Source organism: Pontibacter kalidii (assembly GCF_026278245.1).
GTDB classification, from domain to species: domain Bacteria; phylum Bacteroidota; class Bacteroidia; order Cytophagales; family Hymenobacteraceae; genus Pontibacter; species Pontibacter kalidii.
Window position 1 is genome coordinate 590,687 of sequence record NZ_CP111079.1, and the last position, 12,999, is coordinate 603,685.

Below are 12,999 nucleotides of genomic sequence, written 5' to 3' on the forward strand. Positions count from 1 at the left end.
CAAGAACCACTTTCACTCATTCACTCATCCACTCATTCAAAATTCAAAAAACATGGCATCCAGAAGAAAAGAAATAAGAAACACGGCTGCAGGGCAGCAGGCAAGTATAACAAAGTATAAACTACCCAGATTAACGCTGGTCGGCGCTGGCCCCGGCGATGAGGAGTTGATCACCCTGAAAGGCATAAAGGCGCTGCAGCAGGCCGATGTGGTGCTCTACGACGCGCTGGTAAACCCGGAGCTGCTAAAGTATGCCCCGGCCGGGGCGCCGAAGATCTTTGTGGGCAAACGCGCCGGAGCGCACCACCTCCGGCAAGAGGAGATCAACAACCTGATCGTGGATTCCGCCTTTGCACACGGCCACGTAGTGCGCCTGAAGGGGGGCGACTCCTTTGTGTTCGGTCGAGGCTATGAGGAACTGGCGCATGCCGATAAGTTCAATATACAGACGGCGGTGGTGCCGGGCATTTCCAGCTCTGTTGCGGTGCCCGAACTGCAGCAGATCCCGCTCACCATCCGGGGCGTGAACGAAAGTTTCTGGGTGATTACCGGCACCACGAGCTCCGGGGAGGTATCCTCCGACATAAGTTTGGCCGCACAATCCGATGCGACTGTGATAATTTTGATGGGAGTGAGTAAATTAGCGCAGATTTCAGAGATCTTTACGGCAGCTGGTAAAGCCGACACGCCTGTAGCAGTGATCCAGAATGGTTCTTTGCCGGATGAAAAGATCGCGCTGGGGAATGTGCACAACATTGTGGGGCGGGTAGAAGCGCAACAGGTAGGCGCCCCGGCAATTATCGTTATAGGAGAGGTGGTAAATTACCACCCGGCGCTGCGCTACACGCTGGCCCTGCAACAGCAGCAGGAATTAACGGCTGTGGAAGTATAAACTTATCGTATCAAAAGTATAGATGGATAGTCCTCAAGGAGACAATAGGAACGCTGCCCCTTCCCCAACAGAGGCAAGCGGTGCCGCTAATCCCTTATTCCCTGTTTTTCTGAAGCTGGAGGAGTTGCAGACTTTGGTGGTAGGCGGTGGGGCTGTTGGCTTGGAAAAGCTCTCGGCCATACTTGCCAATAGCCCCAAGGCGCAGGTGCGGCTGGTGGCGCCGGAGATCCATGTGGATATTTGGGCGCTGGCGGCAAAGCACCCGCAGGTAGAGCTGGCGGTGCGCGAGTTTCAGGAGGAGGACCTGACGGAGAAGGACCTGGTGCTGGTCGCCACCGACGATCACGTGCTCAACAAAGCCATCCGCGACCTGGCCAAGTCCAGGAAAATACTGGCCAACGTGGCCGACACTCCTGAGCTTTGTGACTTTTACCTGGGCTCGGTGGTGCAGAAAGGCAGCCTGAAGCTGGGCATTTCCACGAACGGTAAATCGCCCACGGTGGCCAAGCGCGTGAAGGAGGTGCTGAACGAGGCCTTTCCGGATGAGATAGACCAGGTACTGGGCAAGATGGGGAAGATCCGGGCGCAGCTGAAGGGCGATTTTGCCGAAAAGGTAAAGCAACTGAACGCGCTTACGGAAGGCTTGGTAACACCTGTGCCGGTGCCTAGGGTACTACTCAAGTATAACCTGATCTCGGTGCTGGTGCTGGTATTTTCGGCCATCGCCCTGATGGTGACGGGCCACCTGCTGTTCATCTACATCCCGTTGCAGACCATTGGAAACCTGGCCATGGATGTTGCCGGGCAGATCGACTCGGATATCCTCATTTTTATACTTGCCGGCTTTGTGGCGCAGCTGATCGACGGAGCCCTGGGTATGGCTTATGGCGTGAGTGCCACTACTTTTCTGCTGAGCGTAGGGGTAAGCCCGGTGGCGGCCAGTGCCAGTGTGCACGCCTCCGAGATCTTTACCTCCGGCGTATCGGGCTGGATGCACCTGAAGTTCAGGAACGTGAACAGCAAACTATTCAAGAGCATTGTGCTGCCGGGCGTGCTCGGGGCCATACTGGGTGCGTACCTGCTTTTTACGTTTGAAGAGTACCTGTACGTCATCAAGCCGCTCGTGGCAGGATACACGTTGGTGCTGGGCATTCTGATCCTGCGCAAGGTGCTGCGAAAGAAGGTAAAGAAGAAGCCGGTGAAAAAGCTGGGCTTCCTGGCTACGGCAGGCGGGTTTCTGGATGCCATCGGCGGTGGGGGCTGGGGGCCAATCGTGTCCTCCACGCTGATTGCCAAAGGCCGCAACCCCATGTATACTATCGGCTCCGTGAACCTGGCTGAGTTTTTCGTGTCTATTGCCAGTTCTGCCACCTTTGTGGCCTTTGCAGGTATCTCGCACTGGCAAATCATCCTGGGGCTTATACTGGGCGGCTGTATCTCGGCTCCTATCGGAGCCATGATGGCGCGTCGCCTGCCGGTTAAAACCATGATGATCATCGTGGGCATAGTGGTGATCATCGTCAGCCTGAGGCTGATCGTGATGGCCCTGCCGTTTTAAGAACTAACTGCTGACCAAGCCCTGCAGATGCAATGGATGCATCCGTGGGATCAATACAAAAAATGAAATTACATGAGTGATAACACGACCGGGGCAATCCGCCTCCAGGCGCAGCGCTCGCACTATCGGGAGCACTCGGTGCCTTTGTATCTTACCTCCAGCTTCACGTTTGAGGATGCCGAACAGGCGCGTGCCGTGTTTGCCGAGGAGGAGCAGGGGCAGGTATACTCCCGCTACGCCAACCCGAACGTAGACGAGCTGATCCAGAAGGTGTGCTTTCTGGAGAAGGCGGAGGATGGCTTTGCCTTTGCCTCCGGGATGGGGGCCATCTTCGGGTGCCTGGGGGCGCTGCTGCAGTCCGGCGACCATGTGCTGGCCTGCCGTTCGCTGTTCGGCTCCACGCACCAGCTGCTCACCAACATCTTCCCGAAGTGGGGCATACAGTATACGTACGCCGATGCCGCCAAGCCGGAGGAGTGGGAGCGCCTGATCACGCCCGCGACCAGGCTCATCCTTATCGAGACGCCTTCTAACCCGGGCCTGGAGCTAATTGACCTGGCGTGGCTGGGGGAGCTGAAGAAAAAGCATAACCTGCTGCTGGTGGTGGATAACTGCTTTGCCACGCCTGTCCTGCAGACGCCCACCGACTATGGGGCTGACCTGGTGCTGCACTCTGCCACCAAGTATATCGATGGGCAGGGACGTGTGCTGGGGGGGATAGCCGTGGGTAGCAAGGAGTTGATTGCGCAGATCCGGTTCTTTGCCCGCCATACCGGTCCGGCGCTGTCGGCGTTTAATGCCTGGATACTGTCGAAAAGCCTGGAGACGCTAAGCCTGCGCATGGAGAAGCACTGCGAAAATGCCCTGAAACTGGCAGAGGCCCTGGAGGGCAACCCGGCGCTGGAGAAGGTCAATTACCCGTTCCTGCCGTCGTTCCCGCAGTATGTGCTGGCGAAGAAACAAATGCGCCTGGGCGGTGGCATTGTGACGCTGCAGATAAGGGGCGGCTATGAGGCAGCCAAACGCTTTATTGACAACCTGCAGATGGCCAGCATTACCTCTAACCTGGGTGATACCCGTACCATTGTCACCCATCCGGCCTCTACCACACACTCCAAACTGACCGAAGAAGAGCGTTTGGCTACGGGCATCACCCCAGGCCTGGTGCGCGTTTCAGTGGGGCTGGAAAGTATAAACGATATCATTGGGGACATACAGCAGGCGCTGGAGTAGTAGTTATTGGTTTTTAGTTGTTCGTTATCAGAGGGGAGGTTAAGCCTCTACTACTAGCCAACAAGATCTCCCGAAACAAATTCGGGATTTTCATCTTTCAGGATGACAACATAGTAGAATGAACAGGCTCCGCGCTTTAGAAGGGGAGAATGTGAAGTTGTACCCTTCCCTTTGCTTTAGGGCAAGCCCTATATTTGTCGGGAGTATAAATTTGCTTTTACACTACCTGCGGGCGTAGCTTGCAGGCATACTAGACACTATTTTTACATGGAAGTTAACCTTACACGCGTAGACCAGGATTTTCATTTTGTGGCGGAAGGAGCCTCAGGAGTGGAAATCAACATAGACGGCTCACCGGAGATCGGTGGCCACAACGCCGGCGCCCGCCCCATGGAAATGCTGCTCATGGGCCTTGGCGGCTGCAGTGCCATCGACATCATCCAAATTCTGAAAAAGAAGCGCCAGCAGATCGACTCCTTCAAAATTAATGTGAAGGCAGAGCGGGAGCAGGGGGAACTGCCTTCTGTGTTTAAGCAGATCCACGTTCACTTTATACTTGGCGGCCCGCTGGAAGAACTGAAAGTACAGCAAGCCATCCAGCTCTCGATGGACAAGTACTGCTCGGTAGCGGCCATACTTTACCATACCGCCACGATCAGTTATACTTATGAGCTGGTGAGGTAGAGGATGGAAAGGAACAGGCGTTAAGTTTAGCTATTGTCCCCTCGAGGACAAGTGAGAACGAGAGTTTGAAACTTGCGACCGTTGGTCACAGGGGGCTTTACTCTTGCGGGTTTATACTTTGAATGAAAGCTACTGGGGGTTCTTCTGAACTTGACACCCCTATTGTCCCCTCAAGGGGACAGATACACCTGAGCAGACGCACTTGCAAAGGTTGTTGCCAATGCTTTCACTACCGAACAGATAAATAAAAAGCCGCTGCAAGTATACATTGCAGCGGCTTTTAGCTTTTATAGGAAGTATAAACTTGAAGTTAATACGCAATCTCGGCTACCATACCGGCACCTACTGTTGCAAAAGATGTCTCATCTACAAGTATAAATCCGCCGTTGGAGCGGTTGTCGGCATACTTGTCGAGCAGGAGTGGGGAGGCTGTTTTGATCTGCACGCGGCAGATGTCATTCAGTTGTACCTGGTCCACATCCTCCAGGTGATCGAGGGTGTTAATGTCGATCTTGTAATCGATGTGGCGTACTACGCAGCGGGTTTCGGTGGAGTTGTGGCGGAGCAGCAGCTTGGCACCCGGCTTCAGCGCCTTGTTGTGCATCCAGCAGATCTCTGCCTCAAACTCCTGTGCTACCTCCAGGTTATCGGCGGCCTTCACGATCACATCGCCACGGCTAATGTCCACTTCATCCGCCAGCTGTAAAACGACCGACATCGGAGCGAAAGCCTCCTCCAGTAACCTGCCTCCCAGCTCCACGGATTTAACCGTAGTCGATTGGCCTGATGGCTGCACTGTCACCTTATCGCCTGCCTTATAGGTGCCGCTGATCACCTTACCGGCATAGCCCCGGTAGTCGTGGTGCTCGGCTGTGAGCGGGCGAATGACATACTGCACCGGGAAACGGGCATCCTCCAGGTTAAAGTCCTGCGATACGGGTACCTGCTCGAGGTGCTCCAACAGGCTCGGCCCCTGGTACCACGGCATGGTCAGCTCGGAGCCCTCCACAATGTTATCGCCTTTCAGGGCGCTCACAGGTATAAAGGTGATCTCTTTGGCGCGTAGCTTCCTGGCAAACTGCTTGTAGTCCTCCACAATCTGGTCGTATACCTGCTCATCATAGCCTACCAGGTCCATCTTGTTAATACAGATCACCAGGTGCGGGATACCCAGCAGCGAGGAGATGATGGAGTGGCGGCGTGTCTGCTCCTGCACGCCCTTACGGGCATCTACCAGGATGATGGACAGGTTGGAGTTAGAGGCACCTGTTACCATGTTGCGGGTATACTGGATATGGCCCGGCGCATCGGCGATGATGAACTTACGTCGCTCAGTGGAGAAGTACTTGTAGGCCACATCAATGGTGATGCCCTGCTCGCGCTCCGCCTTCAGGCCGTCCGTAAGTAAGGAAAGGTCTACCTGCCCGTCCTCATTTACGCGGCCGGAGCTCTCGATGGCTTCCAACTGGTCGGCGAAGATCTGCTTGGTGTCGTAGAGCAGGCGACCGATGAGTGTGCTCTTGCCGTCGTCTACGTTGCCGGCAGTAATAAATCGTAGTATGTCCATTAAAAGTATCCTCCTTTCTTACGGTCTTCCATCGCTGTCTCCGACAGTTTGTCGTCGATGCGGGTGGCGCCGCGCTCACTTATCTTTGACTCCAGAATCTCTGCAATTACCCCATCAATGTCGTGGGCTATACTTTCCACAGCGGCCGTACAGGTCATGTCGCCCACGGTGCGGAAACGCACCTGCTTGGTCACGACCACATCGTCGGGCTCCTGGAAAATAAAGTCAGACCAGGCCATCAGCTTGCCGTCGCGCACCAGGCACTCGCGCTCGTGGGTGTAGTAGATGTTTGGCAGGGCTATTCCCTCGCGTTTAATGTAGTTCCAAACGTCCAGCTCGGTCCAGTTAGAGATCGGGAACACGCGCACGTTCTCGCCTTTGGTGATGCGGCCGTTGTAGATGTTCCAGAGCTCGGGGCGCTGGCGCTTCGGATCCCACTGACCAAACTCGTCGCGCACCGAGAAGATGCGTTCCTTGGCGCGGGCCTTTTCCTCGTCGCGACGGGCACCGCCAATGCAGGCGTCAAAACCAAACTCCTCGATGGTCTCCAGCAAGGTATGGGTCTGCAGCGCGTTGCGGCTGGCATAGCGGCCCTTCGGCTCCGAAAGGTTCTTGCGTTTAATGGTTTCCTCCACGTTGCGCACGATCAGTTTCTCACCCAGGCGCTCGGCCAGCTCATCGCGGTAGCGGATCGCCTCCGGGAAATTGTGCCCGGTATCGATGTGCACCAGCGGGAACGGGAACTTGCCAGGGCGGAAAGCCTTCTCGGCCAGGCGTACCAAGGTGATGGAATCCTTGCCTCCGGAGAAAAGCAGGGCCGGCTTCTCGAATTGCCCCGCTACTTCGCGCATAATGTGGATCGCCTCTGCCTCCAGCTGATCGAGGTAATCCAGGTATCTTTTTGTCATATCTTTGTTCGTTGCTCGTTATTGGTTGTTAGTTATTAGTGGTTCGGTATCAGTAAACCCCAACTCTCTAACTCCTAAACTCCCCAACTCTCTAACTTGTAAACTTTCTAACTTATCTGGCGTGCAGCCCGCACTCTTTTTTTGAGTTATCCTCCCACCACCAGCGGCCGGCGCGGAAGTCCTCGCCCTCGGCAATGGCACGGGTGCACGGGGCGCAGCCAATGCTCACGAAGCCCTTGTCGTGCAACGGGTTGTATGGGATGTGCAGTGCTTTTACAGCTGCCCATACCTCGTCTAAAGTATAGTGCAGCAGCGGGTTATACTTGATGAGCTGGTGCGCCTCGTCCCACTCCAGTAGCTGCAGCTCCTGCCGCGCGCCCGATTGCTCGGAGCGGATGCCGGTAACCCATACCTGCACGCCCTGCAGGGCACGGTTCAGGGGCTCCACCTTGCGGATATAGCAGCACTGCTTGCGGTCATCGATGGAGTTGTAGAAGCTCATCGGGCCCTTTTCGTTCACCAGTTGCTCCACGGCCTCGTGCCTGGGGAAGTATACTTCTATCTTCTTTCTGTAACGCTGGTTTGTTTTGTGCAGCAGGGTATAGCTCTCGTTAAAGAGACGGCCGGTATCGAGGGTGAACACGCGGATCGGCAATTCCTGCTCAAAAATGTGGTGCGTAATGAGCTGGTCTTCAATACCCAGGCTGGAAGAGAAGGCGATGTTGCCGCTGAACTCCTCCGCCAGGTAGCGCAGGCCCTCAGCTGCCGGCAAACCGGCCATGGCAGCGCGCAAGGAGTCTAGCCGGGCCAGAAGTTCCTGTGATAAATCCATATAGCTAAAAGTTTGAATCTGTGATAAACTGGACTGCTAAATACAGTTTTCGATTAAATACTGCCGTTGCTCCACCTGTTACAGGTACAGCGGCAAAGGATGCTCTGCACTTGCTGCTGCTCCGCAGCAAAGCCTGATTCAAATCAGGGAAGGAGCAAGGTGAGGAGGTGCTTCGATCAGCACATACAACAACAGCAGCAACAGTACCCTTGCATGGTGCGGGCAGTATTGGGAATAATGGTAGCCTGAGCAGTGGTGAGGCCACGGCGGGCTATACTTGGTGCTGGTGTGTTCGTGTAGGTTTGCATTGCGTTGTCTATTTATATGCCCCGGACCAGCCGGGATAGGATTTGGCACCTTCCCCGACTTGGGAGGTTGCCAGAGGGTCAGGGAGCCTATTCTCTCGCCTCTTCTCTATAAATCTTTTACAGACGTTACCGTCCTTTTTACTAATGATGCAAAATTACATATTTTTCTGAACTGTGTAAATTTTGTGCGTAATTTATTCTGAAACAGGCGATAAATCAGCCTGCCAGCCTGGTTACGTACTTTACCAGCGAGCGCTTGGCAATGGGCAGCAGCGACTGCTCCAGCGGTACCGGAAAGGTAGACACGGCGGCAAAGGTGGCCGGGTTTGGCAGTTCCTTCCGCTCCTTTATCAGCTGCGCCTTCAGGTGCTCATGCGTCAGGGCCAGGCCGCGGCGCACGGTTTGCAGGTGCTGTGTGTTAATGCCCCTGTACTTCTCGTAGGTATTCTCAAAAACGGTGATGTGGTAGCTGTACACCCGGGTTTCCTTGCCGGGTAAACTCTCCAGGAAAAGGTAGCCCTCGTTGTGGTAAATAGGCGTGATGCCCACCGGGGTGATCTCGAGGTGGCGCTCCACGAAATCATACAGCTCTTTGCCCTCCTCCAGCGCCTGGCTGAAAAGCGGCGTGGCATATTGGATGATCTCCTCTATTTGCTCCATTGTTTCATCGTCCTGCACGATCTTCTCATACACCAGCTCCAGCTTCTCGAAGTCGGCGCGGCTGATGCGCTGCGGGAAAGACTCGTACACCAGTTGCTTGTGCTCCTTTACCTGCTTGAGATTGCGGTAATGCATGATCAGATCGGAGAAAATCGGGTAGAGGCGTTGTTTGCCAAACTCGGTTTTGGCGGCCTGCAGGTAGGCCAGCAGCAGGTATTTCTTGTACTCAAAATCCAGCAGCCCCTCGGTAAGCCAGTTGACAGGTAGGGTGTTCATAGGCCTTCAACTTTAATGGTTAATTGCTGTGCTATTAAACGAGAAAGGGGTGGGGGAGGGTTAGGGGGTAAAAAGACAGAAAGTACGGGAGGGGGCGTTGTTTTTATGGACATGCTCGATCTTTACCCGAACCCTTCATTCTTTTACACCAGCTACCGCTATGTGTAGGCTATTTGGGGAGGCTGCCTCCGGCGAGGTCCGGATCTGGTGCATGACCGAGCGGATAGCCCGGTGTAGCTCCTGCTTTTGTGCAACCGTCACGTTTACCATTTTATACTTTTCTTCTCCTTTTAGCATCCTGGTGCGCCAGTCCCATTGGTTGATGGTGCGGTGCTGGCCATTGTCCATCCACCAGGCCGTAAACAGCGTGTCTTTACCCTTTTGCAGCTCGCCCACATACACCGTGTTGCTGCCAACCTGCCGTTGCTGTACCTGCCGGAATGTATAGCCGCTCCCTTCCCAGCAAATGAGCGGGTGGTGCTCGGTCGAGTAAAAGGCCTGCACAGGTTTCAAGTACACCAGCACCTCCTGGTTACTATACTTGGTCACGCCATTATCCAAGCTTTCCATTTCAAAATCTGTTAGCTGGGGCACGGCTTGTTCGGTTGCCATCCATGGTTTTTTGCTTTGGATTTGCAGACCTGTACTTGCTAGCAGCAGGAGCAGGAGGTAGTTCAGCAGTAAGGAGCCCCGCAAACTCATCTGCGAGCTTTTGGGTTTGCAGCTTACTGGCCTTGCAAGGTATTGATGCAGCCATTTGGCCAGAAAATAAAACGGGATGAGCGTGTAAAACAGCAGGCAGAGCAGACCGATAATATCGTGTAAGGGATTAGCCGGCAAAATTTTAAACCAAACGAGCAACAGAATGCGCAACAGGTTGGAAACCAGGTTAAGTAGCAACATGACACCCAGCATCAGGCCGATGGACCAAAGCGGCCATACGTGCTGCGTTGCCCGCTGCAGGTGGGCAAGTATAAATACCCCCAACATAAGCGAGAGCGACAGCATCGACAGCCCGGCACACGCCGGATCAACCGCGAATTCCTGGCCGTTCACAAGGATGATGTTGCCGGCAGCCTCTGCGTGGGTGGCGATTTGCTTCAGTACAGCAACGGCCCAATCGGTCAGCTGCATCCGAAGCGGAAAGCTGAGGATGTTGGCAACATACTTAAGGATTGGGGAAGCCACGCCCAGCAGCAGCAAGGGGAACCACGAGATACGACCAAGTATAAGCTGTGCCCCGCACCAAAGTGCCACCAGGAAGGCAAAGAAGAAAAGCGTACTGTTCAGTAAATGTGCCGAAAGTATAGCAAGGGCAATGGCCAGGAGCAACAAGACCGGTGAAAAAGCTTTTTCTTTCCCCGGCAGGGCTACCAACGGCGCCAGTACAAGGGCCAGCAACCATTGGCTATCCCAAAGCAAGTACTCTTTCAAAAAATACCCGCCTACGGCTACGTATAAACTCAGCACTACCAGGGGCACCAGCAGGCGTTCTGTCGGTCGGAGGAGAGTCAGGTTCATTTCAGGATGTATGGCTTAAGTGTGATGGTGCCTACGATCAGGATGGCAAGTATGATCAAAGCCCATTCTTCAGGTTCTGGCACAGCTCCGGAAGCATTCATGCTGGCGTTGCCCAGGCTGTCTTTGCTTTTCTGGATATCAAAACGCTCGTAGTCCTGCTGCGTCTCCAGCACGATCAGGCTTGAAACCGGGCTTACGATATTGGCCTGCGCGGCTTCTGCAAGCAATTCCTCTTCGATGAAATCTTGACAGAAATAACGGGGACCGATTTGCTGCAGCAAGTGGTTATAGGCAAACAGGCGTAGCAGATGATCCGGCGCGTCACCTGCCAGGGAGGCTTCGGTTTTTACAACGCCTAAACCCGACGCGCCTAAGGATACGATGTTCTTATCCGGCGTTGTTTTGAGGAATTGCTGCTGCTCTAGTAGCGCTGCCAGCTGACCTTCCTCTCCGTGCATGGCGGTGATGACACGCAGCTCTTTCAGGCTTTTAAAGTAGGACGAAAGCTGCTCACTCAGCGAGTAAACCCTGATGGCGGTTTGCATCGGCAAGGCATCGGCCATTTCCACTGAAAATGGGGTGTCTTTCAGATCATGAAGGTTGGGAGAGGCACCGTTGCTCTTGCTGATGACGAGGGCTTGCCCGGGGTGCTTCACCTTGTGGAGCGGAAAGAGAGAGTAATTTTGCTGTTGCAGCAGCTCAAACAACTTTGCACGGTTCTGTTCTGTTAGCTGCACCATCTCTCCATTCCAAATATAAACCTGGTTTCCTTTTACCAACTGCCATACTTGCCTGAACTCCCTAGCAGACCAGCTCACATTAACATCCAGGTATACCTGCTGTGGCTTGAAATGGTCCAGTTGCTGCGGAAGGGCTACCAGTTTATAGCTGTTGCCACCAAAGCTGAAACTGCCCTTGGCTAAAGCAGGCGCCTCGAAACTCATACTCCAGTCCTGTTGATAGTTGCTCTGGCGTTTGTACGCGTTATTTCGTGTCAGTTTATATCCAAATGGAAGCTCTAAACCGGCAACCTGATCCTCGAGGTATATTACTGATGTTTCGGATGCGGCTTTAGCGGATGGGCCCGTAAAGTATACATTGTCGTACACCAGCCTTCGGCCATCCTGGCGAAGGGGAGAGGTGACGCCGATTTTAAACTGGCGGTTTTCTGCCGGGGTGCAGGGAAAAACACGCACCGACACCCGGTTGCCTTCCTGCCAATGCACGACAGAGGGGTCGCGTGCTTCAACGCCTACAATGGTGTTGTAAGCGGTTTGAGCCTTGCTTTTTGTCGTAAGGTAGCCTTTCTCTTCGCGGCCATTGATCCAGAGCGACAACGAGGATACCACGCTTCCTTCGGGTAAAAAGAAAGTATAAATGGCTTCCTGCTCGTTCCAGCTATTCGGCATGTTGTTGTGTATTCGCAGTACTTTTTCGGTATAGGCGAGGCGGTACCGCGGGTAGATCCGCACCTGCGACACCACATTGGCTGTACTCAGGTTGTTGCCCGACCACAGCCGCTGTTCTGCCTGGTGCCGCGCATCGTACATGCTCTCCAGAATTTTCACTTTCTCTTTCCTGTCCAGGTTGGGCACCCCCAGAAAAAAGACAGCCAATGTTACCAGCGGATCGTGGCGTTTGATTTCAGTGAAGTTTTCACCGGGCATATCCCACATACTAAAACTGGTACTGGGTACCTGGTAGACAAAGTCTGTTTTCATGATCCGCTCTGTCAGGTAATCGGCTGGCAGATGCTGGCTTAATTTCACCCAACGCGGCAGGCTTTCATTTTCCTCTATCACAAAGTCATTGTTATAGAAGTCTATCTGAGCGCTCCGGGTATGCCACTGCCAGATAAAAAATACCCCGAAAAGGATAGGGAATGCGGCTCCGGCCAAAAAGCTACGCAGGTACTGGCGGTCTTTGGAAGCCGTCTTTTGCACCCCGAAACCTACACTCAGCACCACCCACAAAGGCACAAATGTGTGCAGCGAAATGCCCAGTACGACTATTCCTACAATGCTGATAAAATAGAGTGGCAACAAGTATACCGCATAGTATATCCAAAGCATGATGCCGGCTCCAAGTATAAAAAGCAGTACCTGGTTGAGGAGTTTCGGTAGCCGCTCCTGAAAGCTATACACCACCAGCGTTGCGCAAAAGAGGGTGACAAATGCCTCGAGCCACGGAACAGAATCCTGAAAAATGTTCATCTCCCGGTTAAGGGAAAAGCAGCTGATGATAAAGAGCACCTGGTATAAGTACAGGTAGTTTAAGTGTTGGAAAGGCCTTTTGAAGGAAAACACCCTTTCCAATAGCATAGCCATAAAGTATATCGCAGCCAAACCATAGTTTAGCCAGAAGATGCCGAATGCAGATCCATCTGTTGCCGCAGTGCCCCACTCCGGAAGCATAAAGATAAGTGAGGAAATTGCAATCAGACCCACACCAACATAGTGCAGCTTCAGGTCGGTTTTAGCAGGTATTCTGGTTAGTGTTTGCATGTTGCGGGCATAGTTTTATAATTCCACCACATCTAAGTGGGGGAGATCTACTTCTT

General features: G+C 53.7%; 10 protein-coding genes and 1 riboswitch. Of the genes, 4 read left to right on the plus strand and 6 right to left on the minus strand.

Annotated features, from left to right (window positions below; translation table 11 throughout):
- Window positions 1-52 precede the first annotated feature (52 nt).
- From cobA to OH144_RS02490, 4 genes are all read left to right on the plus strand, one after another.
- Window positions 53-892, plus strand: a complete 840-nt coding sequence (gene cobA / locus OH144_RS02475) for a uroporphyrinogen-III C-methyltransferase (protein ID WP_266204705.1) — start codon at window positions 53-55, stop codon at window positions 890-892.
- Window positions 893-914: 22 nt separating this feature from the next.
- Window positions 915-2,450, plus strand: a complete 1,536-nt coding sequence (locus tag OH144_RS02480; RefSeq protein WP_266204706.1) for a TSUP family transporter — start codon at window positions 915-917, stop codon at window positions 2,448-2,450.
- 72 nt (window positions 2,451-2,522) lie between these two features.
- Window positions 2,523-3,683, plus strand: a complete 1,161-nt coding sequence (locus OH144_RS02485) for a trans-sulfuration enzyme family protein (RefSeq protein ID WP_266204707.1) — start codon at window positions 2,523-2,525, stop codon at window positions 3,681-3,683.
- A gap of 267 nt (window positions 3,684-3,950) precedes the next feature.
- Window positions 3,951-4,367, plus strand: coding sequence for an OsmC family protein (locus OH144_RS02490; RefSeq protein WP_266204708.1), 417 nt, complete (start codon window positions 3,951-3,953; stop codon window positions 4,365-4,367).
- 310 nt (window positions 4,368-4,677) lie between these two features.
- On the opposite strand, the gene OH144_RS02495 is transcribed toward OH144_RS02490, so the two are convergent.
- From OH144_RS02495 to OH144_RS02520, 6 genes are all read right to left on the minus strand, one after another.
- Window positions 4,678-5,934 (minus strand): sulfate adenylyltransferase subunit 1, encoded by a 1,257-nt coding sequence (locus OH144_RS02495; RefSeq protein WP_266204709.1) that lies wholly within the window; start codon window positions 5,932-5,934, stop codon window positions 4,678-4,680.
- Complete coding sequence (gene cysD / locus OH144_RS02500; protein WP_266204710.1) at window positions 5,934-6,842, minus strand: sulfate adenylyltransferase subunit CysD; 909 nt, start codon at window positions 6,840-6,842, stop codon at window positions 5,934-5,936. The genes OH144_RS02495 and cysD overlap by 1 nt, the downstream gene beginning before the upstream one ends.
- A gap of 112 nt (window positions 6,843-6,954) precedes the next feature.
- The gene (locus tag OH144_RS02505) at window positions 6,955-7,674 is read right to left on the minus strand and encodes a phosphoadenylyl-sulfate reductase (RefSeq protein WP_266204711.1); all 720 of its coding nucleotides are present in this window, start codon (window positions 7,672-7,674) and stop codon (window positions 6,955-6,957) included.
- 317 nt (window positions 7,675-7,991) lie between these two features.
- Window positions 7,992-8,097, minus strand: a riboswitch (SAM riboswitch).
- Between the two features lie 101 nt (window positions 8,098-8,198).
- Window positions 8,199-8,918, minus strand: a complete 720-nt coding sequence (locus OH144_RS02510) for a hypothetical protein (protein ID WP_266204712.1) — start codon at window positions 8,916-8,918, stop codon at window positions 8,199-8,201.
- A 135-nt stretch (window positions 8,919-9,053) separates the two neighbouring features.
- Window positions 9,054-10,439 carry an exosortase N gene (gene xrtN / locus OH144_RS02515; RefSeq protein WP_266204713.1) on the minus strand — a complete coding sequence of 462 codons (1,386 nt, stop codon included), beginning with the start codon at window positions 10,437-10,439 and terminating at the stop codon, window positions 9,054-9,056.
- Window positions 10,436-12,943: an XrtN system VIT domain-containing protein gene (locus OH144_RS02520; RefSeq protein WP_266204714.1), complete on the minus strand. Its 2,508-nt coding sequence runs from the start codon at window positions 12,941-12,943 to the stop codon at window positions 10,436-10,438. Before OH144_RS02520 ends, xrtN begins: the two co-directional genes overlap by 4 nt.
- Between the last annotated feature and the right edge of the window lie 56 nt (window positions 12,944-12,999).